This is a genomic window from Gloeocapsa sp. PCC 7428, assembly GCF_000317555.1.
Lineage (GTDB): Bacteria > Cyanobacteriota > Cyanobacteriia > Cyanobacteriales > Chroococcidiopsidaceae > Chroogloeocystis.
The window spans coordinates 3,204,673-3,229,912 of sequence record NC_019745.1 but is presented as its reverse complement, the minus strand read 5'-3'; the positions used below and the strand labels follow the sequence as shown (position 1 = coordinate 3,229,912).

The window sequence follows — 25,240 nt, the reverse complement described above, 5'->3', positions numbered from 1 at the left end:
CTCTAAAAAAATAGCTAGTTTACAGTAACAAACGTAAGCTCATAACAAAGGCTTCATAGGTAAGTTTTTGTCAAAAATATATTTACTAGTCCATAGAGTAAACAGAGGTAATAATATGATATGAGTGATTAAAACTGCCGCTGCTACTCCCAAAACTCCCCACTGCACAGCTACAATTAAGCTGAGCGCAAACACCAAAGTAAAAATTAAATTCCAGGCAAGAGCTACCCGACTTCTATCAACAGCTAAGAGTAAAAGCTTAGCAGCTTCTCCAAAGGGACGTGTTATCGCTGACAAACAAATCAGTATTAAAATAGGAATTGCTGGAACCCACTTTTGACCAAAAATAATTGGTACATAAAAAGGAGCCAAGCTCGATTGTAGAAGAACTAATGGTATAACGACTAAAGCAATAGTTTTCAAACTACTCAAATATCTTGATTTGAGTAGATTTAAATTATTTCGTACAGCACATAGATGAGGAAACAAAGAAGAAACAATCACATTCAGGACATTCATGCTGATGCCTAGCCCAGCATTGAAAGCAAAATAATATAATCCTAAATCTTGAAAACCTAGAAACTTACCTACTATTAAATAGTCTAAATTTGCTCTTAACTTATTTAAAAACTCAACTATAATAACATTTGTGGAGTATCCAGCAATTTCTTCCCATCTATAAAGAGTAAAAGGCACCTTTGGTCTCCAAGGATGATTCATAAGGCTAATGAGCAGCCAAATTGGAGTAGCTAAACCGAAAGGTAATATAACTGACCAAATCCCAAAACCTAAAAAAGCTAATATTACTGTCGCAACATTAAGGCTGATTCCTTGAAGAACATTAATCAATGCTATGATATTCAGCCTATTTTCTCTCCTGATCAATGAAGATTGCACAGATCCAACTGGTAGTAATAGATAACCTAAAGCTATAAAGCAAATAGGTAAAATCAGATTATTATCGTTGTAGAACCACGCAAGCGGAAAAGCTGCAATACACTGGATAATAAAAACAGCTACGAACAAGATCCAGTTCATCCAATATGCTGTGTTGCATAAAACTTTGAGGTCTTTATCAGATGCTTGGATAATTTTTGCATCAATAGCAGAGGAAAACGTAGCAGCAAAATCATGCGTAATTAAAATAATTGCTATAAGACCGTAGTCGTAAGAACTTAGTAGACGAGCTAAAGTAACAGTTGTAGCTAAACGAAAAACACGATTAACTAGTTCGGCTCCACCAAGCCAGCCCATGTTACGTACAAACTCACCAGAGAGCTTCCATTTCAATTTATGAGCTACTACCCTTGCTTTTTTAATACTAATTGTCATTGTTTGTCTTAAGCCTAAATATTTAAAAATATTGTGTAGATGCTAATTTTTCATGGTAGAAGTATTACTTAGGTGAAAAGTAACTTAATTAAATCTTAAGATATATTTACTGATAATCTATTCTTATCTACTCTTCTTCAAAATCTCTTCATTAAACTACAGTAATAGTAAAATTATTACTAACTTCTTTTACAAAGACTATTACTATGAGCTTGCATTAGGTATTGATTGGTATTACATAGAGTTAACCCTTAATACATTTTGATAACTCTGATCGTGGGTTAACTCAGATACTATGTAATGCTAGTAATTAATATTTATACTGACTGCTGATACTCTTCTGTGATTAGAGTACGGTTTTGGATTGCTCCTACGATTTTTATAGCTACATCTTTAAGTCGAGAGTGTAAAGATCTCGGTAACAAAAATAATGAGTAAGCAGCAGCTAAAGTCATAAGTGTACGATGTGGCTCTTCAATTAAGATTTGCCAGTGTGTAAACAAGGCTTTATGTATTAACTCTATTGCTGTTGATTTTGCTTCTAAAGTTACTGCTCTTCTAGTCAAATGTCGTAGTTGATATGCCATAGCTGGAGCTTTCCACTGACGCATAGACTGTGCAGGAGTATATGCTTGAGCTTTATCCAATAATGTTTCCCAAGATCTAAGTTTTTTCAAAATCTGCGCAGAAAATCCATGAGGATTTACTCGATAGAGCGTTAGTGCTGCTGCAACTCCTTCTATTTTCCATTTCGTCTGAATAGCAATTCGTAGCCAGCATTCTACATCTTCTGATGGATGTAAGTTTCTATCCTCGTTAAAGTACAAGTCTTCCATTGTACCCTCAAGCTCGTCTTTAAACTTGATTTCTGCAAAAACCTCTCTTCTAAAAACTGCCGCAGAACCATTCCCGATTGGCGTACGACATAGTAAATCTAACGGAGTAATATCTTTAAGCTTGGACATTTGATACAGCTTTAAGGGCTTTCCTTCTTCATCAATAAAGGCAGAGCGGCTAAAGCTGACTCCAACATTTGGTGAACTTTCTAAATGTTCAATATGTTTTTCTAATTTCTGCGGTAACCATAAGTCGTCTGCATCTAAAAATGCTAAGTATTCTCCTTGACTATGACGAATACCTGTATTTCTTGCTGCTGCTACTCCTCGATTCTTTTGACGAATAATCTTGATTCTAGGATCGTTAAAATTTTGGCAAATTTCTATACTTCTGTCAGGAGAACCATCATCAATGATAATTAACTCAAAATTTGTATATGATTGTTGAAGGACTGAATTAATAGTATCAGCTACGTATTGTTCTACATTATAAACTGGAATAATTACAGAAACTTTTTTCATTTGATTCTTACCTTAAAATAATAATTTGATTAACTGTAAGTTAGCCTTCTAGTAAAGGTCTTCTTAAACTAACAGAAGTCAATTGTGTTTCTGCTCTTAAAGCAAGACCTAACATCAACAAACCAGGCCAGTAAAGATAGGCTAAAAGGTCGAGTTCTTCGGTGAATGAAAAAAAGAAGAAAACTAAAATGATACTCAATCCTGTTCTCGCGATCGCACTTCTATGTGCTTGAGTCACTAAATACACAAGACTCCACAAAAACGGCACAGCAAATGCCATAAAACCTACTAAACCTTTTGTGTAAAGTAAGTTTACCCAAGTACCGCATCCAGAAGTTCCGATTGGCAAGAAGTATACAATCGCTGGACCTATAGGTTCAGTATATCCATGACCCCAAATAGGTGCTTCATTCCACCATTTATTTAAGGACAGTTTAACTAAGTTCATTCGAGCTTCAGAGGAAGTTGCTCTAGCACTATGCACTTGTTCAGTAAAATCATTAACAAAATTAGTTATTTGAGTTGAGAAAATACTTAGAAAAAAACTGCCTATTCCTGTCGCAAAATATATTCCAGGTCGAGTAAAGTTTGTTAAAAGCCAAGTAAGCAATAAAATCACTGGAAAGGATAAGATTGCTGCCCGCGATACCGAAACCAACACCATGGCAAGTGCACCTATCATGCCAATTCTACGCCATTTTATATTTGTTTCTTGCCGAGCAATAAAAAAATAAATGAGTGATATTAAGGCTAAATTAGGTGCCCAAGGAGCAAATAAAGCTAAGCGAACTTGATTGCTATCATAGTCTAAAAAATAAAGAACTAAACTATAAAGATCCGGAGAATTTCCCCCAATTTTAGCGAAAGGAGAAACATATAAAGTACTCGTAGGAAGACGTAATAAATATGCTAAGTAACAAATTGGAATAACAATTAGGCTTTGAGCACAAAGAATACAAACTGCTCTGTAGAGCAACTTGGGTCTAATGTTAAGGCAAGCAACTAAAGGTAGTAAACCCCATAAAGCGTGTTCTCTAGTCCATTTAAAAACAGACTTCATTAATCTAATATTATCAACATTAAAGTTAAGATTTCCAATCACTATAGCAACTAGGATTATGCACATCGAAATAATCCATAACCATGCTGTGAAAGGAATTGTTATTTGCTGAGCCTCTGGAGTACCTTTTGATTGGTGCCAAAGTTTCTTGCCAAGATATCCTACTAATATCCAAGCTACTATAGGTATGACAATTGGCTGTGCTCCGAAAATGTATAAGCCATAAGTGCCAATAATTGTGTACCAAACCAATTTTTCTTCAAAATTGAGGGGTTTCATTTATATCTTTCCAGTCATAATGAACTTACAGAATTTAAGAAATAAAAGCTCTGTCTTGCTTAATTCTTACTCAACAGGTAATCTTGAACAAACCCACCCATATAGTTTTCTCCAACTAACAGGTTCCAATCTTTATCAAACATTTCTGGCTGCCAAGAGTGGTCAGCAACCCAACAAGTCCAACTTAAATTATATTTTTCTAATTTCTTCTTTAGGGGAATGCCAAAACTAGTCACTGTTCCACTCGTAGGATAATCAGCACCGTTGCGGAATCCCCACTCTGTAATAAATAGAGGAATTTTATCCGCTACATTAAAAATCCATTTATCCCATAATTTTTGTTCTAAACCAGGATATATATGACCTACATAAACAATATTTTTTCCTTTAATTGGATTGCTGGGAGCATCATATAGATGTTGAGCATAATGCGGTGCTCCTACCAAAATTAAATTATTAGGAGCATAAGAACGGATAAGGTCAACCCAAGGTTGAACAATATTTTTCCAGGCAGCCCAACTCATATCAGTTGAGTTTTCATTAAACACTTCAAATAGCACATTAGGATAACTCTTATACTTTGGGGCAATATCAGCCCAGAAAGTACGTGTTTCAGCATCTAAATTCGTAGGGTCATCTATATAGTGCCAATCTATAATGCAATAAATTTTCCGTTCTACACACTTGTCAACAGCAGGCTTAATATAGTTTTCATAATACCGTTTAGGATTGGAATTATAGCCTAACTTCCAAATAGGATAGACCGGCAATCTAACTACTGTAGAATACCACCCTTGTTTATGATCGGTTAACAGTTCAATTAGTTCAACAGGTGATTTTCCTATTTTACCTCTAAAGTCATAGTGAGCTAAATCAGGAAGTGATACACCCCGTAAAACAACTTTGTTATTATGTATATCTTTAATATGTATGCCATCTACATGCAGCCAATTAGATGATCCTGCCGAAGATTTAGTATCAAACCATATAAATATTGTTCCTATAATCAAAAGATAACTTAATAAAAAAAGAGCCAGGTACTTTTTAAGTTTTTTCATCTTTCCTACTGAACTTAAAAGCAGGGCAGGTTCTAATTCATACTATCTACCTGCCTCAAGCTGCTTTTTTATAGAATTTTACAATTAACAAAAAGCAGTAGAAGCACTTGCTTTATAGGAAAGGGCTGCTGATATTACTCTCATTAAAACCTAGAACAGGTTGTTGTAGTTCAAGTGTTTCTAACTCTTTTCTGAATGCTTTAGATTTAGGTTTACGTAGATAAAGAAGTGTTATCCCAGTATTAATAAATAGAGAGCCTAGCGCTGCACCTAACAAAACTAACTCTGGTTTTGGTCCACTTGGACTTTCTGCAAGCGTGGGTTCTGAGAGCATTTGAATGAGAGGGTAGGAGCCAAATGCATTAGCTCGGCTAATATCAAGCTTAGTTAGAGTAGAAGAAAATACTGCTTCTGCAATTTGTACGTCTCGCTTCAGAGCATCTAAAGTAGACTCATTTTGTGCTAAATTTTTCAGCCTATTTTCAAGGATTGCAATTTGTCTATCTATTTCTTGAGCTTGAGCTTTTAGTCCTCGTTGTTCGGCTTGTGATGCAACTAACCCTTGGAAGAGTGCTTCCCGTGCTGATTGAGAATTAGCTTGATTGAGTGCATATTGTTGTACTGCTTGCTCATCCACAGATCGCCCCAACAACTCTTGACTTCGAGATAAGAAAGCTGTTCGCGATGCATCTCGTTTTGCTTGTTGTTCAATTACAGTCGGATGATCGGGTAAAAATTTCGCGTTAAGTAAAGTTAAAGAAGCACTAGCATCACTATAATCTTTTAAATTCTGCTGAAATATTTGGTCAGATTGCAATGCAAAAGCATCCGCAGCTTGTTGAGAAGATATATTTAAATTGGCTGATAATTGACCTACACGAGAACTAATCTGCTGTTGTTGCGCCGAAACTTCTGCTTTTTGTCTTCTTAATTGTTCGATATTAGCAGAAAGATCTCTCAGCTGCTCATTAGATACTAATCCAGAGTTAGCTTTAAATGCTGAGAGTTTTTGTTGTGCATCTTGTAGCTTTTGCTTTGCTGAATCGAGCGTACTTTGGAAGCCCTTGTCCTGTTGGGCAATTTCTTTTGCTCTTAGCTGATTGAGTCTAGTTTGAAATGCTTGGTGAAATGCTAGAGATTTATTTCTAGCTTCTTCTGGTGTTGCTCCTTTAAAGTCAAACGTCATCAGAGTTGTATTCAGTACAATTTTAACTCTGGGTTTGCCAAAATCCTCTAAAGGCAGATTAACCTGGCTTGCTGCTGCTCTTAATACTGGTTCACTTTCAGCAATAATTTTGTAAGTTTCTCTTGGATCTTGTATGGAGCTATTTGCATAGGGTGAAGAGTTTTCATAATAAGCTTGCCCAATATTTGGTAGGTTAACATTGGCAGCTGATTTTGTTTCCGGTAGAGTAGCTGTAGAAGTGCTAGTATATACAGGGTTTTTAAGTTTAACGAATAGCAATGCAGACCCCCAAATAGCGGCATTTGCTATTAAAGCGATCAATAAATAATACGACCAGCGGTTATTTTTATTCGTTGATTTTGAGAGTGAGTACGAGGATAGAGCTTTAGTCATTGAAAAATCCTTTACTGTTCCTAAACAGCCTTATGTCGTTTCAATATCAAATATTAGAGCTAAACTAAATCGTATTATTTATGGCTTTAGCTCATTGCATTTTTGTATGTGAAAATTGTACGTCTAACTGGTAGGGATATGTTTTAGCCAGACTTTCAGGAAATGGATTAACACTTTGATGACGAACTTAAACTTTGTCTTCTTGTCTTTATGTTATATGAATGTTAAAAATACGGACACTTTTCAACACTTTCTCCATACTTTCTTTTTAGAAAGTGGGATTTTTGTAATGAAAGTGTAAAGTGAACCTTAAAAACTCATTATACAATCTGTATTTTTACCTTAGTAAAATTCCATCTTGGAGACTTAGTATTCATGTGTTGATACTGATTTTAAATAAAGTCCCAGAAAATGAAAGTTTTCTATTTTATATACGCCAAGCTAACCTTGTAGTGTATTACTTGCAGTAGCTTAAAGTAAACAGTACTTTACTAAAACTTTCTCAAAATTTAAAAACTGATGAAAAAAATTCCACGATTTAGTATCGTGGAATGTAATTTTTAATAAACTTCCCGCACAAATTCCTGCTTCTCAGAGGCTGAAGTCTGAATTTAGGTGAGCTAACTATGCAACCTTGCACACTTTACACAGAAGTTTCAGTGATTAATCTAGGAATGGTGATATAAGCTTGATAGCTGTAACTTAAGTTACTAACTGCTTCATGCAGGAATTATTATGCTGACTTAGTTTCTAGTTTTAACCAACAGCAAGAGGAAGACGAGAAGCAAATAAGGCATCTTGTTCGGCACGCAACTCGTCACAAAGACGGCCTGGAGGCAATTCAACATCATCATACGTCAAGACCGCGTCCTTAGGTAAATCGCGCTTCAAGCGACAACCTTCCGCTAAGCCCATCGGTAACAGGCGCTGTGCTTGGACAACGTCTGCATTCTCACACTGACCATACGTCATATACTCACCAATGCCGTCAAGTGTTTCCCCTGCTTTGAGGTCAATCTTGGCGGTCGTCACCACCTCAACCACAGGACCGGCAAGTGGTGATAAGACGCGATCGCCAAACAACACCGCGCGCGCCACCGATAGCGGTACTTCAAAGTGACACAAGTGGTAAGGAGTATAGAAGCTATACAGCGGACCTTCACCTAATTTGTACAGATTGAGATAATGCCGTTGTTTCGGGTCGGAGTGCGTTGCCAACACAAACACCCCAGGACCTGGCTTCGCACCGACAACGTAATCGACAATCCCGCCGAGTTCTTGCAATTGGTCGATGTCGTACATGCAAGTCATCTCATCCACATGACCCGTGAAGTTGTAGCCCAACATTCCCCGCTGTGCAACCTTCATACCCGTGGCGTTAGCGACAATTGCTTGTTCAAACGAGATTTTCGTGCCATCGGCAAAGCTTGTGACCATCGTCGGGTTTTGTCCCCAGCGTTGCGCAAATCCGGCTTGCGTTGTCGGGTTGCGGTATGGGTCTTGCAATCCTTTAATGTTGCCGCACAATAGTGGTCGTAAACCAATGCTTTGTACGAACCGATACAAGTTCATCTCGACACCAGGTTGGTCGCCATCGCACGCACTCAAAATGACTCCGGCTTTGTCCGCATACACTTTGAGGATTGGTCCGATTGTGCCGTCGAGTTCGGCGTTCATCAAAATCACGTGTTTGTGGTGGGCGATCGCTTCCATGACGACGCGCGCGCCAAATTCGATTGCACCAGTCACTTCAATCAGCGCATCGATGCCGTCGGCTTGACATAGTAGCAGTGCATCATCGGTGACGGCGTAGCGGTTTGTGTGAATTGCGTCTTCGAGTTGATTGATGCTGCTGACAGTGTGGATGTTGTCAATTCCGGCTTCGCTGTAGGCGCGAATTGCTTTTTCGATGTTGCGGTTGGCAATTGCTACCAGTTCCATTCCTGGGACGGAGTTGATGATTTGGTTGGCAATCCCCCTACCCATGAAGCCTGCGCCGATCATCCCGACGCGAATTGGGTTTCCTGCTGCTGCGCGTTCTTTTAGTGCTTTATCAATTATTATCATTTCTATACTCCTACAACGGTCTGTTCCAACAAAGCCCAAGAAGCATCTTTGGCAGAAATCTCACTGACAGGTAACGGCCAATCAATCGCTAAAACAGGGTCATCATAACGCAACCCGCGCTCATACCCAGGAGTGTAAAACTCGCCCACCTGATAAACAACTTCCGCACCATCCGTGAGTGCTTGATATCCGTGCGCAAACATCTCTGGGACATACAACGCGCGACGATTTTGCGCAGTTAACTCGACACCGATATGTTGCAAATACGTCGGTGAGTCGGGGCGCATATCGACAATCACGTCATAAATTGCCCCAGCGATACAACGCACAAGTTTCGTTTCACACGCAGGGAAGACTTGATAGTGCATTCCGCGCAGTGTTCCTTTGTAATGGTTAAACGATAAGTTGCATTGGGCGACGGTGGCTTTGAGTCCATGCGCGGCGAATTCTTCAGCGCAATAGGTGCGGGCAAAGAAGCCACGATGGTCAGGTTTTTCTTCTAAATCAATGATGTATGCGCCTTTGAGTGAGGTTTCAATAAATCTCATGCTTTTCTCCAATAGAAATCTTTATCGATTTGTTGCGTGCGCATTAAGTATTCCAATTGTTTTAAGCGAGTGAAACCTCGGAATAAAAAGGTTTCTTCTGACATATCAATTTGAGTAAACAAGTTATATAGTTGTTGTGCCCCACGCACAGCATCCCATTCGCATTTGAATCCTGGTAGTGTAGTGTTGATTTTCTCGAAGGAAACACGGTAGCTGCGGTTGTCGGCACCATTGTCCCCAAAACTCACTTGGCAATTGGGAAAGACATCTGCAATAATCTCTGCAATTTCTTTGACGCGGTAGTTATGTGCAGTATCTCCAACATTGAAAATTTGGTTATGCACAATGTCGCGCGGTGCTTCTACCGCACAGATAATTGCCTGACAAATATCAAGTGCATGAACTAAAGGACGCCAAGGAGTGCCATCACTCGTCATTTTGATTTCGTTCGTTGTCCACGCTAGCCCCGCGAGGTTATTCAATACGATATCAAAACGCATTCTGGGCGAAGCACCAAACGCGGTAGCATTGCGCATGAAGGTAGGCGAAAAATCATCGTCTGCAAGTGCTTGCACGTCCCGTTCAACGAGCGTTTTGCACTCGGCATAGGCAGTTTGTGGATTGACGGGTGATTCTTCGGTGACATCAACGCCTGTAGCAACGCCGTACACGCTGCATGACGACATATACATAAAGCGTCGCACTCCTGCGGCTTTGGCGAGTTCGGCTAAACGTACTGAACCTTTGTGGTTAATTTCGTAGGTGATATGCGGTGCGAGTTGTCCGGTGGGGTCGTTTGACAACTCTGCCATGTGGACGATGGCTTCTACACCTTGCAAGTCTTCGATTGTGATTTGGCGAATGTCTTTGTTGAGCGTTTTTGCCGTGAGGTCAGTGCCATTGTATAGCCAACCAGCTTTGTAGAATCCAGTATCTACGGCAATAACTTCATGTCCAGCTTCCATTAGCATAGGAGCCAATAGCGAGCCAAGATACCCTTCAGTACCAGTAACGAGTATTTTCATTATCAGAAATCCTAAACTTGAACTAATGTCGATTCGAGATGTGATTGTTGGGGAATCGCATTGGCGATCGCCTTGCCAATTTCCAACGAAGACGTCGCCGCCGGAGACGGTGCATTACATACGTGCAGTGCGCGATCGCCAGGCACAATCAAAAAGTCATCAACTAACTTGCCGTCTGCTTGCAGTGCTTGCGCGCGTACCCCTGCGTGTGTTGGTACAACATCATTCGCTGTTACCTCCGGTATCAACTGCTGCAAACTTTGCACAAACGCCGCTTTCGACACCGAACGAATCATCTCTTTGATGCCTTCATCCGCGTGTTTTGCTGCCAACTTCCAAAATCCAGGATATGTTAGAACCTCACTCAAATCGCGCACATTGATATCCGTTTTGTGATATCCTTCACGCTTGAGACTTAAGACAGCATTCGGTCCAGCATGGACGCTACCATCAATCATCCGCGTGAAATGTACGCCCAAAAATGGGAAGTTGGGATTCGGCACCGGATAAATCAAGTGTTTGACCAAATACCGTTTTTCGGGGGTGAGTTCGTAGTATTCGCCGCGAAATGGCACAATTTTCGCTTGCGGATCGGTTTTTCCTAGACGGGCGATGCGATCGCTAAATAGTCCCGCACAATTAATCACAAAGCGTGTTGAAATCGTACCTTTGTTCGTTGTCAGTATGGTAACGTCACTGCGCGTCTCGATCTTGGTGACTTTTGTGCCGAGTCGCAGTTCGCCGCCTTGCGCGCTGACAAGTTCGACGTATTTCTGCGCAACTTGCCGATAGTTGACAATCCCTGTTGTAAACACGCGGATGCCTGCGATGCATTGCACGTGCGGTTCAATCTCACGCGCTTGTTCTGAAGTGAGTTTTTCAAGCTTGAGACCGTTTTCAATTCCGCGTTGATACAAATTTTCAAGTCGGGGGAGTTCTTCAGCTTGCGTGGCAACAATCACTTTGCCGCAGACTTCGTGTGCAATGCCATGTTCGCGGCAGAATTCTACCATCGAACGGCTGCCGTCGCGGCAGAATTTTGCTTTGAAACTGCCTGGTTTGTAATAGATTCCTGAGTGAATCACGCCACTATTGTTTCCGGTTTGGTGGCTGGCGATCGTGGCTTCTTTCTCGATGACAACAATTTGAGCCTTTGGATAACGCTTGCCAATCGCTTTTGCTGTTGCTAATCCAACGATTCCACCACCAATGATTGCAAAGTCGTACATGAAGCTTAGTGTATTGTGTTGAATGGTTTGAATTCGTGAACGCGGCTGCGGACTACCACACTTTCCAAGGTGCAGTACCTTTTTTCCACAAGTCTTCGAGATAGTTCTTGTCGCGCAGTGTATCCATTGGTTGCCAGAACCCGTCGTGTTTGTACGCGGATAGCTGTTCGAGATGCGCGAGTTTTTCGAGTGGTTGTTGTTCCCACACTGTAGTGTCATCGGCGATGTAGTCGATCACTTCCGGTTCGAGGACAAAGTAACCGCCGTTGATCCACGCGCCGTCACCACCTGGTTTTTCTTTGAATGATGTAATTTTTGTTTGTTCTTCGGCTAGACAAATCGCGCCAAATCTGCCTGGCGGTTGCACGGCGGTGAGTGTTGCTTGCGTTTTTTGTTGACGGTGAAATTCGATTAAGCGCGTGATGTTGACGTTGCTGACGCCGTCGCCGTAGGTGAAGCAGAATGTACTATTACCCACGTGTTCTTTGACGCGCTTGAGTCTACCGCCCGTCATCGTCGCTTCGCCCGTATCGACTAATGTCACGCGCCACGGTTCGGCATACCCGCAGTGGACGTTCATTTGATTGAATCGCATATCAAATGTCACGTCGGACATGTGCAGAAAGTAATTCGCGAAATATTCTTTAATGACATATCCTTTGTATCCGCAGCAAATGATGAAATCGTTTATCCCGTGCGCTGCATAGATTTTCATGATGTGCCACAGGATTGGCTTTCCCCCAATCTCCACCATTGGCTTTGGTTTGATTGTTGTCTCTTCACTGATCCTTGTCCCCAATCCCCCTGCTAGTATTACCGCTTTCATAGGTTTTCCTATAGTTTTTTATGACAGCTAGGCGTAATTCGTAAAGTTAACTTTCTACGTACCTATACTAATGCGGAGGTTATGGATGAAACCGTAAAGAATGCGTGAATAATGAGTGTTTTATCTAAATATTTTGTGAAAATGTAAAGTGTTAAGACTAGCAATATCTCAAAAAATCAGCGTTGTATTGCTTAAATATGCCAAAAAAATAGGCTCGTGGTTTTCCCCAAAGCCTATTAAGTATTCGAGTTGAATTGAATTAATTTGTGCGAGTTGCTTCGGTAAGTACTGAGCGATCGCTCTGAGCTTTTCCTTGCGAATTAAAAGTTAGACTACCATCGTGATAGTCAACTAGAATTGTTTCTCCTTCATCAAACGCATTTTCTAACAATTTAGTCGCAAGTGGATTTTCCAGTTCACGCTGGATGGCACGTTTTAAAGGACGCGCACCATACACTGGATCGTAACCAACGTCAACTAAATGCGCTTCAGCCGCTGGAGTTAACTCTAACCCAAGTTTTTGTTCGGCTAAAAGTCTTTGGACGCGCTTGAGTTGAATGCGAATAATTTGTCCGAGTTCGCTGCGGTTGAGCGTATGGAACAGAATAATGTCATCAACGCGATTAAGAAACTCCGGACGAAAGTGCGATCGCAACGCATCCATGACGCGTTTGTGCATAATTCCGTACTTGCTATCGTCACCGGACACATCTAGAATATGTTCGCTACCGATATTACTCGTCATCACAATCACGGTGTTGCGAAAATCGACTAATCGTCCTTGCGAATCGGTAATCCGCCCATCATCAAGGACTTGCAACAAGATATTGAAAACGTCTGGGTGAGCTTTTTCGACTTCATCAAATAGCACAACCGAATAAGGACGGCGACGAATTGCTTCGGAAAGTTGTCCCCCCTCTTCGTATCCAACATACCCTGGAGGCGCGCCGACTAAGCGCGAAACCGAATGCTTTTCCATGTACTCAGACATATCCAAGCGTACTAAAGCATCGTCCGAATCAAAGAGAAACTCGGCTAAAGCACGAGCTAACTCGGTTTTTCCTACCCCTGTAGGTCCCATAAACAAGAACGAACCAATCGGACGACCAGGGTCTTTCATTCCGGCGCGCGCGCGCCGAATTGCGGCTGATACCGCTGATACGGCTTCGGATTGCCCGATGACGCGTTCGTGTAAATGACTTTCGAGTTGCAAAAGTTTTTGCCGTTCGGATGCTAAGAGGCGGTTAACGGGAATTCCCGTCCATTTGGCCACAATTTCTGCAATATCGGCTTCGGTGACTTCTTCGCGCAGCAGTGTTGAACCACGTGCTTGCAAATCGATCAGCATCGTTTCTTTGGCTTCGCGATCGCGGCGGACTCCTTCGAGTTTTCCATACTTTAGCTGCGCCGCTTTATTCAAATCGTACGCGCGTTCAGCTTGTTCGATTTGGACTTGTAGTGCATTTTCTTCTTTCTTTAAAGCACTAATCGCATCAAGGAGTTGTTTTTCACCTTGCCATTGCGCGTTGAGTTCTTGCTGTTTTGTTTTGAGTGCAGTAATTTCTTGCTCAATGCGTTCTAAACGTTCGCGATTCTTCGCCGCGCGTTGGTCTTCACCTGCAACTGACAACTTTTCCATTTCTAGCTGCATCAACCGTCGATCGATTGCTTCAACTTCTGATGGCTTTGAGGTGATTTCCATTTTCAATTGCGCCGCTGCTTCATCGACTAAATCGATGGCTTTATCGGGTAAGAAGCGATCGCTGATATAACGATTGGAAAGTGTCGCCGCTGCAACGAGGGCTGAATCGGTGATTTTAACGCTGTGATGCACCTCGTAGCGTTGCTTGAGTCCCCGCAAAATTGAGATCGTTGTTTCTACTGAGGGTTGATCGACAAAAACTTGTTGAAAACGGCGTTCTAAAGCCGCATCTTTTTCAATATATTTACGGTACTCGTCTAAAGTTGTTGCGCCAATACAACGCAGTTCGCCGCGTGCGAGCATGGGTTTAAGTAAATTTCCTGCATCCATCGCGCCTTGCGTCGTTCCACCCGTACCAACAACGGTATGCAATTCGTCGATAAATAAGACAATTTGACCGTTGGAGTCGGTAACTTCGCGCAATACGGAACGCAAGCGGTCTTCAAATTCACCACGATATTTAGCACCTGCAATCAAGCTACCTATATCTAAGGCAATTAATTGACGGTCTTTCAACGATTCGGGAACATCGCCGTTAATAATCCGTTGCGCTAAACCTTCGGCGATCGCGGTTTTACCGACACCAGGTTCGCCAATTAACACAGGGTTATTCTTACTACGACGCGATAATACCTGAATCACCCGCCGAATTTCGTCATCGCGTCCAATCACTGGGTCAAGTTTACCAGCTTTTGCCTGTTCGGTGAGGTCGCGCCCATATTTGGTTAAAGCTTCATAACGGGCTTCAGGAGTGGGATCGGTAACTTTTTGACTGCCTCGGACTGCTTTGATTGCCGCTTCTAATTTTGCTTTATCTAAGTTCAAACCTCGAAACAAACGGCGACCGATTCGCTCATCATCGGCAAAGGCTAGCAGAAAATGTTCAACCGAAATCAGGCTGTCTTCCATTGTCACTCTAGCCGCCTCAGCGCGGTCGAGCATGACATCGAGGGCGCGACCGAGATACAGTTGGTCAGCTTTTCCCAAAAACTTAGGTTGGCGTTTTGTAAAAGCTTCGAGTTGTTGAAGAACTTGTGAAGCTTCGACACCGGATCGATTGAGAAACCTGTGTGCTATCCCTTTTTGGTCTTCCAATAGGGCGATCATCAGATGTTCGACTTCCATCTGTTGTTGTTGGAAGCGACGTGTGACATCTTGCGATTGAACGATGGCTTCCCAAGCTTTATCAGTGAACTTACTAGGATCGGTAGGCTGCATTTTGACGATTTACGATTTGGGCGTGGAAATTGGATTTAATTAAAAAGAAAATACTGTGCGCAGAGTACCTTGCCAAATGGTGCCGCTGGAACGGTCGTTATTTGCGTATTTCACGAGTTGCAGGGCAGGAGTAACACTAATATTTTCGCTTAGAGTCAAATTGTAGAACGCTTCGACGTTTGTTTGAGTAGCATTACCTAGATCGCTTTCGATAAAAGGTTGACCAAACGCAATTCCCGCAATTGTTCCAGGAATCGCTAAATTGCGTACGGTTAAACCAACTGCCCACGCGCTAGGGTTCAGGTCAAGTTCTTGTTCTATGGCAGTGTTGAAGCCTTGATAGCTGCCAAAGCCGAAGCGTCCATAAACCGCAGCATTGCGATTGAAAGCATATTCAGCGTTGATCCCCGCAGCTTGAATATCGGTGTTGTTAATCACAGCGTCAGTATATTGCAGTCGTACGGCTAAGTTAGCGCTAGAAGAATATTCCACTTCCACACTGCCTTGATAGCGATCGCTAAACAATCCTCCTTGAGTAAGGGTTGTTGAATTAGGTTGATGACTATCCGCCGCGATGTAAAGCGATCGCACTGTAAACGCACCACCGTTGATATTCCACGCCATCGCTGCACCTGCGCCACCTTCGCGGTCAATCTGATTTTGGATAATCAACGGATTATTAATCAAAAAGCTAGAGCTAAAATCAACAGCAGGATTATTTGCGGAGCGATTGCGGTCAATAAAATCACTCGGAGACATTTTTGCTCCTAGTGTAACTGCTAAGTCGGTACTCGGACGAAACGTGTAATAAAGTCGCCGCAACCGCAGATTATCATTAATCTCCACGTACTCTAAGCCACCACCATCTGCGAGTAAACCACTTGTTCCCAAAAGATTTTGTTCGCGGTTGTGCGCGACAGCGATCGCATCTTGTCCGCGATTACCCGCTTCGAGTTGTGTCAGCAGCATATCGCGACTTGCAAAACTTGTTAATAAATTCAGTCGCTGTCGAGAAACTACCGTAGCGTTTGCATCCGTACCATCGGTAAAACCCAGAATGACTTCACCATTAAGCTTTGTCGTGGTAGAAAACTGGCTAGACTCTAAGAGGTTTGTGCGACTCTGGATCGTTTCAAGCCGAGTGTGCGTTTCTTGTAATACCGAATTGTATTCTCTTTGCAACCGTTGTAGGGTTATCAAATCTTCTTTACTTACTTGCATCGCTTTGCTGGCGATGAGTGTATTGACTTGATTGAGAACTTGATTAAGTGCTGCCGCCAATTCATAACGCGAAAGTGGGCGATCGCCGCGAAAAGTGCGATCGCTCAACCCAACTAGAACACCATAGCGCGAAGCCAGCGAAAGCATCGCTTGCACTTCCCAATCGCTTGGTGCTATTTCATCAACTAACTCACTCACAGCAGGGATGCGTGTCATCGAGGCTTCTCTTTGATTTGCCCTTTCAGGTGAAATCTCCTGACAACTAGCAACCGCACATCGGATTTGTGTCTGTACCAGCGGCACAGAGTTGGCGCTAACTGGTACAGTTTGGCTCAACACTCCCCAACTTGTCATTCCAGTTAACCAGTACCAAGCAGTCCACCACTTTGGCATCGTGAAGTACTACTGAGATACTAACTGTGGTTGTTCTGCCTTTTGTTCTGTAGTTCCTTGAGTACCCAGTTGAATAAGTTCGACTTTATACCCGTTGGGATCTTCTACAAAAGCAATCACTGTCGAGCCGTGTTTCATCGGTCCAGGTTCGCGGACAACTTTACCGCCACGGGCTTTGATTTCCTCGCAAGTGCCATAAATATCATCAACACCAATGGCAATATGACCATAAGCATCACCTAAGTCATATTTATCCGTACCCCAGTTATATGTCAGTTCCAAGACGGTATGATCTGACTCATCGCCGTACCCGACAAATGCTAACGTAAACTCGCCGCCAGGATAATCTTTTTTCCGCAGCAGTTTCATGCCTAAAATATCACAGTAGAATTTCAACGATTCTTCCAAGTTACCAACGCGTAACATTGTGTGTAGTAATCTCATGACAAACTCCTGATGTCCTTTTTTCATTGTAAAGAGCGCAGCAAGCACGTCTAGAGGAGTGATGCAACGAGTGCGGCGTAAGCTAGGAGGATAGAACTTATGACAAGAGTCCGATCGCTCAACCCGAAAAAGTGATCTAAACCCCTATCCTAACTATCAAACTTGACCGTAGCATCAATAAATTGACAAAGTTGGTAATTGGTCATTGGTGATTGAAATTGGTTATTGAAATCTTGGAGCCATTACCCATTACCCATAATTAACTTGAGGTGCCAGAGAGGATGATTGACACGTTAGAAACTGCAATCGAAAATATTACTGCCCGCGAAATTCTTGATTCGCGGGGACGTCCGACAATAGAAGCTGAAGTTCGCTTGATCAGTGGTGTTGTTGGAATTGCGCAAGTTCCTAGTGGCGCTTCAACGGGAACTTTTGAAGCTCATGAACTACGCGATGATGATAAAAGCCGCTATGGCGGTAAAGGGGTACTGAAAGCTGTTGAAAATGTGAAGGAGAAAATTACCCCAGAGTTAATGGATTTGGACGCCTTGAACCAAGAAGTTATCGATCGCACGATGATCTCCTTGGATGGATCGCCAAATAAAGCGAATCTTGGTGCGAATGCAATCCTCGCTGTGTCGCTTGCAACTGCTAAAGCAGGTGCTGAGTCTTTGGGATTGCCGTTGTATCGTTATTTAGGAGGTCCTTTAGCTAATTTACTCCCCGTTCCCCTAATGAACGTGATTAACGGTGGTGCGCACGCGGCTAATAACGTCGATTTTCAAGAATTTATGATTGTGCCAGTTGGTGCGCCTTCTTTTCGGGAAGCCTTGCGCTGGGGGGCTGAAGTGTTTGCGACGTTGAGCAAAGTTTTAGACGATAAGGGTTTACTCACAGGTGTCGGTGATGAAGGGGGCTTTGCACCTAACTTAGAGTCGAATCAGGTAGCGCTGGAATTATTGGTAGCGGCGATTGAAAAAGCAGGTTACAAACCTGGCGAAGAAGTTGCTTTAGCGCTTGATGTGGCTGCAAGTGAGTTCTACAAAGATGGTCAATACGTTTACGACGGCGCAGTTCATACACCGACAGAGTTAGTTGATTATCTTGCTGAATTAGCCGCGCAATACCCGATTGTATCGATTGAAGATGGCTTACACGAAGACGATTGGCAACATTGGCAATTGTTGACACAGAAAATAGGCGATCGCATTCAGTTAGTCGGCGATGATTTATTTGTGACGAATCCCACGCGCTTACAAAAGGGTATTGAACAAAAAGCTGGTAACGCGATTTTGATTAAACTCAATCAAATTGGTTCGCTGACTGAAACTTTGGAAACAATTGATTTAGCGACGCGCAATGGCTTGCGATCTGTGATTAGTCATCGTTCCGGAGAAACTGAGGATACGATGATCGCCGATTTAGCTGTCGCAACCCGCGCCGGTCAAATTAAAACAGGTTCACTCTGTCGCAGCGAACGCGTTGCAAAATATAACCGACTTCTCCGTATTGAAGATGAACTTGGCGATCGCGCCGTTTATGCAGGTGCAGTGGGTATGGGACCGAAATAAGAGCAGGGGAGCAGGGGAGACAAGGAGCAGGAGAGAAATCATATGATGTTCTCTTAGCCTCTCACCCCTCACCTCTCACCCTTCTTTAAGGATAAAATGCTAGTCTTGGTAATCCTAGCGTTTCTTCCCAGCCCATCATAATGTTTAAGCACTGAATTGCTTGACCTGCTTGACCTTTGATTAAGTTATCAATCGCGGACATGACGATCGCTCTACCTGTGCGTTGGTCAACTTCGATGCCGATGTAGCATAAATTGCTGCCACACGCCCATTTCGTTTGTGGATATACGCCGCTATTGCAGATCGTGACCCAAGGACAATTACGATAAAAGGCTTTGAAAATTGTAATCAAGTCGTCGCGGACTAACCCAGGGTCGCGTAACGTTGCGTACACTGTTGCCAAAATGCCGCGTACCATCGGAATCAAATGCGGGGTAAACTGTACCATCACTTCATGACCAGCTAAATCACTGCAAATTTGCTCGATTTCTGGAATATGGCGGTGGCGCGCGACACCGTAGGCTGCTAACGAATTATCGGCTTCAGCAAGTAATAACCCTGTTTTTGCTTGACGTCCGCCGCCCGAAGTCCCCGATTTTGCGTCAATAATCGCCGTTTCAGGAACAATTAACCCTTGCTTGAGTAGAGGAGCAAGTGCTAGTAAACTCGCGGTAGGATAGCATCCAGGACAGCCGATGAGTTGGCTATCAGCAATGCGATCGCGGTACAGTTCGGGTAAGCCATACACTGCCTTCGCGGCAATTTGGCGATCGCTGCGTTCAGTTCCATACCAATTTTTATAAGTTTCTAAATCAAAAAACCGATAATCGGCACTCAAATCGAGTACCATTAACCCTTTTTCTATTAAAGTGGGTGTAATTTGACAGGCAAGACCGTTTGGCAGCGATAGAAATACTACTTGACAACGAGCCGCAATTGTGCTGGCTTCTACTGGCTCAATTGCGAGGTCAACCTGATGCGCTAAATGCGGGTAAAGGTCGGCAAAGGTTTTGCCCGCACTACTCTCGCCGCCCAAGTACGCTAGTTCGACTTTGGGATGATCCTGTAAAAGTCGTACTAGCTGCACCCCGCCATAGCCTGAAGCGCCGACAATTCCGACGGAAACGCGCCCCATATCGCCCATGATGCAAAATTCCTATACACTTACAAATGGGTAAAAACTGATAAGCTTTCGCTGCATTGTAGTACTAAAACAGAAGTTTGGGCGCATCAATTTTGGCAAATTTTGGAAAAGTGGCTAGTAACTAGATTTTGATAGCGTTTGGTAATCGGTAATGAGACACTTAGCTCAACAAAAGCTAGAGAAAACTGTCGATGACCAATTATCTGTGGCAGCTTTCAACTTGTGGCTACTTTTACCTACTTAAATCAAACTCAATTTCCAATTACCCATGACCTATTACCAATCATCAAGCTAATCGCCTGTAAATCATGTTCTAATAAAATGTGCTTGACTCCAATCTAGAGCTACAATCAATTTAAAAGCTTCCTTTAAAAAAGTTTACGGTTTACTTATCTGTGCAGCAGCCTAAAACCACCTCTCATCCGTTTCAGTTTGACTCAATCGAAGCCGCGTTAGCAGACCTCAAAGCTGGTCGTTGTCTCGTGGTGGTGGATGACGAAAGCCGCGAAAATGAGGGTGATTTGATCTGCGCTGCGCAATTTGCCACGCCAAGTACGATTAATTTTATGGCGGTGGAAGCGCGGGGGTTGATTTGTCTAGCGATGATGGGCGATCGCCTAGATGAATTAGATTTGCCCTTAATGGTTAGCACCATCCCCATCCCAGAAAGTCACAATACTCCCTTTACCAACCAAACCGCGTTTACGATTAGTATTGATGCTGCGCCACACTTGGGTGTGAGTACAGGGATTTCCGCCGAAGACCGCGCCCGTACAATTCAAGTAGCGATTAATCCTGCAACACGTCCTGAAGATTTACGCCGTCCTGGTCATATTTTCCCCATTCGCGCGCGCGAAGGTGGTGTATTAAAACGCGCGGGTCATACCGAAGCTGCGGTAGATTTAGCACGTTTAGCCGGACTTTATCCAGCAGGAGTTATCTGCGAAATTCAAAATAATGATGGCTCAATGGCGCGCTTACCACAGTTGATCGAATATGCCAAGCGTCACGATTTAAAAATTATCAGTATTGCGGATCTCATCAGTTACCGCCTGAAGCACGATCGCCTGGTACGTCGTGAAACGGTGACGCAATTACCCACTCAATTTGGACATTTCCAAATCTACGGCTATCGCCACACTCTCGATAACTCCGAACACGTTGCGATTGTCAAAGGCGATCCTGCGACTTTTGCTGACCAACCTGTGATGGTGCGGATGCACTCGGAATGCTTAACGGGCGATGCTTTGGGTTCGCTGCGCTGTGATTGTCGGATGCAATTGCAAGCGGCGTTGAAAATGATCGAAAACGCGGGGAGTGGTGTTGTCGTTTACCTACGACAGGAAGGACGCGGAATTGGACTGATTAACAAGTTAAAAGCTTACTCGTTGCAAGATCTAGGCTTGGATACGGTGGAAGCAAACGAACGCTTGGGCTTTCCTGCGGATTTGCGTAACTACGGGATGGGCGCACAAATGTTGATGGATTTAGGTATTCATCAAATTCGCCTAATTACCAATAATCCACGCAAGATTGCTGGATTAAAAGGCTATGGTTTGGAAGTTGTCGATCGCGTCCCGTTACTGATTGAAGCGACAGACTACAACTCAAACTACCTAGCAACTAAAGCGCAAAAGCTAGGTCATATGTTGTTGCAAACGTATCTTGTCACAGTCGCAATTCACTGGCGCGATGAACTCAACTCGGTAACAGAACGCTATGAGCGATTAGAGAAAGTTCGTCATATTGTCAAAACGCATAACTTGTTGCTACAAGAAGAAGCAAGACCTGTGGCGATCGCTCTTTTTGGCAAACCTTCGCTGACGGTTCATTTGGGATTAGACCAAGCACACCTTGCTGCACCAGATTGGTATCGTAATGGCAACCATCCTTACGTGGAAGCGATCGCGCGGATTCTAGATGATTTAGTTACTTTACCTTACATTCGCCAACTCGAATTTTTAGTTTCTTCCGGTAGCGATCCTTTAGCTAACTTGCAAGTGCAGCTAGATCGACAAAAGTTAAGCGCAGATCAATTACCTTCTAGCGTATGTCATGAGTTGGAAACGCAGAAAATCTATAGTTTTGGAGAACTGTAGGCGAGGAAAAGGGAATTCCCCTTTCCATGTTTTTTAAGCCGAAGCTTGGTCTACTTGCAGAATTTCAGGTTCTGATAAAGTTACATCGAGCGATGCAGTTGAGTCTTCAATACTTGCAACCTTACTTGCGCCAGGAATAGGGACAACGCACGGCGACTTAGCACGCAGCCAGGCGAGAACAATTGCGTAGACTGAAACACCTTTTTCTTTAGCGAGATTGGCGATCGCGGGAATATCTTCTAAACGACTGACGCGCCGACTTCCACCTAAAGGACTCCAAGGTAAAAACGTCAAACCTTCGTTTGCACAGTATTCTAAAACCCCATCAAATTCCGGCTGACGATGCCAAGGATTGTATTGATTTTGGACGGAGACAATCTCGACAACATCTCGCGCTTGCTTGATTTGGTCTACTGAAAAGTTAGAAACACCAACAAAGCGGATTAAACCGGATTCTACAGCTTCTTTGGCGGGTGTGAGTGCTTCCTCAATAGTGTAATTAGGATCAGGTGCATGATATTGCCAAACATCAATTGGTTTATCGCCACCCAACGCCTCAAAACTGACTCGAATTGTCTCGCGCAAGTGTGCTGGATTACCATTACGTGTCCAATTGCCATTAGGACGCATCAAGCCGCCCTTCGTCGCAACTGTCACCTTACTTGTGTCGCCTTCATACTGCTGTAAAGCTTTCGCAATTAATCGCTCGTTGTGGTGCTTATCCGACTCATCTTTACAATAAGAATCTGCCGTATCAATCAGCGTCACGCCCAAATCCAAAGCGCGATGAATGACCTCAATTGCTTGCGACTCTGGAGGTCTGCTACTCAAAGACATTGGCATTCCCCCCAAACCAATCGCGCTGATTGTCACATCAGTATTGCCGAGTTGTGTTGTTTGCATTGGTAATCTCCTAACATAATGGGTGATGATACTTTCCTTAGATGATCAAAACTCCAACTTGAATACCTCTATCTGGCGGTAAATCCTTGATACATCACTGTAAGGGCTTGGCAGTGCCAAGCCCCTGCGTCATCACGTCGGTACGACCAATCTCCTGCGTCATCACGTCGATACTACCAATCTCCTGTGTCATCACGTCGGTACGACCAATCTCCTGCGTCATCACGTCGGTACGACCAATCTCCTGCGTCATCACGTCGGTACGACCAATCTCCTGCGTCATCACGTCGGTACGACCAATCTCCTGCGTCATCATCTCAACTCGATTAACATCTCCACGGTGCTTACTCGAAAACCGCACGCGCTAAATAACCGCCGCCCTGCTTTGTTAACTGCCGCAGTATCCAAACGACTAAGGGTTTGGCAATGCCAAACCCTTGTTTCCGATGCGTTGAAAATGCTGAATTGCCAACATCACCATTTGCTTTGCAACTCCAGCATGGCGATACTGTGGTTCTACCCATAAATCGTGAATGAAGCCAAATTCGCGTAGTCGATAAATCGGGATTTCTCGCTCTACAATACCAATTAAAAACGCTCCTAATTGCTTTGTTTGGGGATCTTCAGCGACTAAAAAAACGCTTTTGTCATTTTTAGCCTGCGCGATTAACCATTGTTTATAACGCTGTTGCGGGTTGGGTAAGAAGCTATATTTCGCACTGTCCCAAGTTTCGTGCAAAGCGCAGATTGATGCAACCATGGGTAGAACTGCGGAGATATCAGTAACTTCAGCAGGACGAATTTGCATATGATTTATTTAGCTAGAAGCACTGGTGTAAAAACGCAGCGCAAAATTCCAGAAAATTCTAGCAATATATAACAAAGCTAACGCGAGTACACCTGCACCGATAACCCAGCCTAACTCAACGCGCCCTAACATCGTTTCGGCGGGAACTGTTGTTAAAAACGTGACGGGAACAACGAATGTAAAGAAAAAGCGGTAAGCAACAGGATACGCGACAATGGGGAATCTTCCCGCTTCTAGCAAGCCTCTGAGAACTTCTGTAACGTTGTAGATTTTGACAAACCAAATACTTGTCGCGCCCAGCATAAACCACAGGCTGTAGAGGCTAGCAAGTCCAAATAGCAAAGGAATGGCACTGAGTAAGTAGTCTTGTGGTGTTAAACTCAATCTTCCGCCTGCGTAACTGATGAGAATACCGCCAAAGATGATATCTGGTAATCCCCAAGGTGAAAGTGTATGGCTAGAAAGCCAAAACTGACTACTGATTGGTTTGAGTAAGATAAAGTCTAGTGTGCCTTGTTGTACGTGGTTAACGATGCTGTTGAGGTTAGGTGCTAAGAAGGTACTAGAAAATCCCTGTAATATCGTAAAGATCGCAAGGACAATTAGCGCTTCTTCCCACACCCATCCTTGAAATGTGTAACCAGTTCGGTAGAAAAGAAATAGACTAAACAAACTGCCCGCAAGATTACCAAGGCTTGTGAGCGTCGCCAAGATGAAGTTAATTCGATACTCTAATTCAGCGGCGATCGCCGCACCCCATAATAGCTGTAATACATCAAAATAACGTTTTATCACGAATCAAGTTTTTTATAGTGTTTGTGGTTCATTTTCAATTGTGGCAGTTGCACAGTTAGCTGTATTGCCTAGTGTAAAATCGCACATAGGGAAGTGGAAGTTGATTTATTGATAGTGGAACCTACAGACGCACAATACTTAATCTTGAATGCTTTGGAAACTTTAGATTTGCTTCAATTTAGACTTTATGATGAAAATACAGGTATTTGGTTAATCATAACTGCTAGCTCTGTCTTACCAAGAGCTTATTTGCTGCCAAACGGCGATATTGTCCCTGGTGAATGGATATCGGAATGATGAAACAAACTGAACAGCAACAAGACGCAAGACTAGCTGAAATTGTAGCATTAGGTCGGCAGCGCTATTTGGATGCAGGCGGCGATCCTAGGTCTTGTCCTAGTGGAATGCATGGTGATGATTATTTAACTGATGAAGAACGGCAAGAAGCTTTGATGTTAATGCAAAAACTTGCTGGTGTTTGTATTAAAGATGGGTATGTGTATTGCCAAGGGCGATCGTGGAAGCTTGCTAGTCAGGATAAGTGAGTTATGAAGAAAGTGCTTGAGCGATCGCTTTAAATC

Annotated in this window: 22 protein-coding genes; 4 read left to right on the top strand and 18 right to left on the bottom strand. The window is 43.2% G+C overall.

The genetic code is table 11. From position 1 onward, the window contains the following. Positions 1 to 39: 39 nt before the first annotated feature. The 13 genes from GLO7428_RS14190 to gloA all read right to left on the bottom strand — a co-directional run bounded on the left by GLO7428_RS14190 (position 40) and on the right by gloA (position 17,339). Complete coding sequence (locus tag GLO7428_RS14190) at positions 40 to 1,332, bottom strand: lipopolysaccharide biosynthesis protein (RefSeq protein WP_015189255.1); 1,293 nt, start codon at positions 1,330 to 1,332, stop codon at positions 40 to 42. A gap of 317 nt (positions 1,333 to 1,649) precedes the next feature. Next, entirely contained in the window at positions 1,650 to 2,690 is a 1,041-nt protein-coding gene (locus tag GLO7428_RS14185) for a glycosyltransferase family 2 protein (RefSeq protein WP_015189254.1), read from the bottom strand. A gap of 40 nt (positions 2,691 to 2,730) precedes the next feature. After that, complete coding sequence (locus tag GLO7428_RS14180; RefSeq protein ID WP_015189253.1) at positions 2,731 to 4,029, bottom strand: O-antigen ligase; 1,299 nt, start codon at positions 4,027 to 4,029, stop codon at positions 2,731 to 2,733. A 59-nt stretch (positions 4,030 to 4,088) separates the two neighbouring features. Beyond that, positions 4,089 to 5,087: a glycoside hydrolase family 5 protein gene (locus tag GLO7428_RS14175; RefSeq protein ID WP_015189252.1), complete on the bottom strand. Its 999-nt coding sequence runs from the start codon at positions 5,085 to 5,087 to the stop codon at positions 4,089 to 4,091. A gap of 112 nt (positions 5,088 to 5,199) precedes the next feature. Further along, a complete protein-coding gene (locus GLO7428_RS14170; RefSeq protein WP_015189251.1) occupies positions 5,200 to 6,666 on the bottom strand; it encodes a hypothetical protein in 1,467 nt (488 codons plus the stop codon). Positions 6,667 to 7,422: 756 nt separating this feature from the next. After that, entirely contained in the window at positions 7,423 to 8,733 is a 1,311-nt protein-coding gene (locus tag GLO7428_RS14165) for an NAD(P)H-dependent oxidoreductase (RefSeq protein ID WP_015189250.1), read from the bottom strand. 2 nt (positions 8,734 to 8,735) lie between these two features. Next, positions 8,736 to 9,281, bottom strand: coding sequence for a dTDP-4-dehydrorhamnose 3,5-epimerase (gene rfbC, locus GLO7428_RS14160; RefSeq protein ID WP_015189249.1), 546 nt, complete (start codon positions 9,279 to 9,281; stop codon positions 8,736 to 8,738). Continuing rightward, positions 9,278 to 10,306, bottom strand: a complete 1,029-nt coding sequence (locus GLO7428_RS14155; protein WP_015189248.1) for an NAD(P)-dependent oxidoreductase — start codon at positions 10,304 to 10,306, stop codon at positions 9,278 to 9,280. The genes rfbC and GLO7428_RS14155 overlap by 4 nt, the downstream gene beginning before the upstream one ends. A gap of 11 nt (positions 10,307 to 10,317) precedes the next feature. Beyond that, positions 10,318 to 11,535 (bottom strand): L-2-hydroxyglutarate oxidase, encoded by a 1,218-nt coding sequence (lhgO, locus tag GLO7428_RS14150; RefSeq protein WP_015189247.1) that lies wholly within the window; start codon positions 11,533 to 11,535, stop codon positions 10,318 to 10,320. A 52-nt stretch (positions 11,536 to 11,587) separates the two neighbouring features. Further along, positions 11,588 to 12,361 carry a glucose-1-phosphate cytidylyltransferase gene (gene rfbF, locus GLO7428_RS14145; RefSeq protein WP_015189246.1) on the bottom strand — a complete coding sequence of 258 codons (774 nt, stop codon included), beginning with the start codon at positions 12,359 to 12,361 and terminating at the stop codon, positions 11,588 to 11,590. Positions 12,362 to 12,620: 259 nt separating this feature from the next. Continuing rightward, positions 12,621 to 15,281 carry an ATP-dependent chaperone ClpB gene (gene clpB / locus GLO7428_RS14140; RefSeq protein WP_015189245.1) on the bottom strand — a complete coding sequence of 887 codons (2,661 nt, stop codon included), beginning with the start codon at positions 15,279 to 15,281 and terminating at the stop codon, positions 12,621 to 12,623. Between the two features lie 39 nt (positions 15,282 to 15,320). Next, positions 15,321 to 16,895: an iron uptake porin gene (locus tag GLO7428_RS14135; RefSeq protein WP_015189244.1), complete on the bottom strand. Its 1,575-nt coding sequence runs from the start codon at positions 16,893 to 16,895 to the stop codon at positions 15,321 to 15,323. Positions 16,896 to 16,904: 9 nt separating this feature from the next. Beyond that, positions 16,905 to 17,339: a lactoylglutathione lyase gene (gloA, locus tag GLO7428_RS14130; protein WP_015189243.1), complete on the bottom strand. Its 435-nt coding sequence runs from the start codon at positions 17,337 to 17,339 to the stop codon at positions 16,905 to 16,907. 281 nt (positions 17,340 to 17,620) lie between these two features. Here gloA and eno point away from each other — a divergent pair, with 281 nt between their 5' ends. Continuing rightward, positions 17,621 to 18,910: a phosphopyruvate hydratase gene (eno, locus tag GLO7428_RS14125; protein ID WP_015189242.1), complete on the top strand. Its 1,290-nt coding sequence runs from the start codon at positions 17,621 to 17,623 to the stop codon at positions 18,908 to 18,910. Between the two features lie 85 nt (positions 18,911 to 18,995). Here eno and argC read toward each other — a convergent pair whose 3' ends face one another. Further along, complete coding sequence (gene argC / locus GLO7428_RS14120) at positions 18,996 to 20,054, bottom strand: N-acetyl-gamma-glutamyl-phosphate reductase (protein WP_015189241.1); 1,059 nt, start codon at positions 20,052 to 20,054, stop codon at positions 18,996 to 18,998. 395 nt (positions 20,055 to 20,449) lie between these two features. Here argC and ribBA point away from each other — a divergent pair, with 395 nt between their 5' ends. Further along, the gene (ribBA, locus tag GLO7428_RS14115; RefSeq protein ID WP_015189240.1) at positions 20,450 to 22,153 is read left to right on the top strand and encodes a bifunctional 3,4-dihydroxy-2-butanone-4-phosphate synthase/GTP cyclohydrolase II; all 1,704 of its coding nucleotides are present in this window, start codon (positions 20,450 to 20,452) and stop codon (positions 22,151 to 22,153) included. A gap of 33 nt (positions 22,154 to 22,186) precedes the next feature. Here the strand turns inward: ribBA and GLO7428_RS14110 are convergent, their stop codons facing one another. The 4 genes from GLO7428_RS14110 to GLO7428_RS14095 form a co-directional block, all read right to left on the bottom strand. Then, a complete protein-coding gene (locus GLO7428_RS14110) occupies positions 22,187 to 23,056 on the bottom strand; it encodes an aldo/keto reductase (protein WP_015189239.1) in 870 nt (289 codons plus the stop codon). Between the two features lie 94 nt (positions 23,057 to 23,150). Next, a complete protein-coding gene (locus tag GLO7428_RS14105; protein ID WP_015189238.1) occupies positions 23,151 to 23,372 on the bottom strand; it encodes a hypothetical protein in 222 nt (73 codons plus the stop codon). Positions 23,373 to 23,468: 96 nt separating this feature from the next. Then, entirely contained in the window at positions 23,469 to 23,864 is a 396-nt protein-coding gene (locus GLO7428_RS14100; protein ID WP_196797370.1) for a GNAT family N-acetyltransferase, read from the bottom strand. Between the two features lie 9 nt (positions 23,865 to 23,873). Further along, on the bottom strand, positions 23,874 to 24,656 hold the full coding sequence (locus GLO7428_RS14095) for an ABC transporter permease (RefSeq protein ID WP_041919164.1): 783 nt from the start codon (positions 24,654 to 24,656) through the stop codon (positions 23,874 to 23,876). Positions 24,657 to 24,773: 117 nt separating this feature from the next. On the opposite strand from GLO7428_RS14095, the gene GLO7428_RS14090 reads away from it, so the two are divergent. Both GLO7428_RS14090 and GLO7428_RS14085 read left to right on the top strand, forming a co-directional pair. Next, a complete protein-coding gene (locus tag GLO7428_RS14090; protein ID WP_041919163.1) occupies positions 24,774 to 24,956 on the top strand; it encodes a hypothetical protein in 183 nt (60 codons plus the stop codon). After that, on the top strand, positions 24,953 to 25,204 hold the full coding sequence (locus GLO7428_RS14085) for a hypothetical protein (RefSeq protein WP_015189235.1): 252 nt from the start codon (positions 24,953 to 24,955) through the stop codon (positions 25,202 to 25,204). Before GLO7428_RS14090 ends, GLO7428_RS14085 begins: the two co-directional genes overlap by 4 nt. Positions 25,205 to 25,240 lie beyond the last annotated feature (36 nt).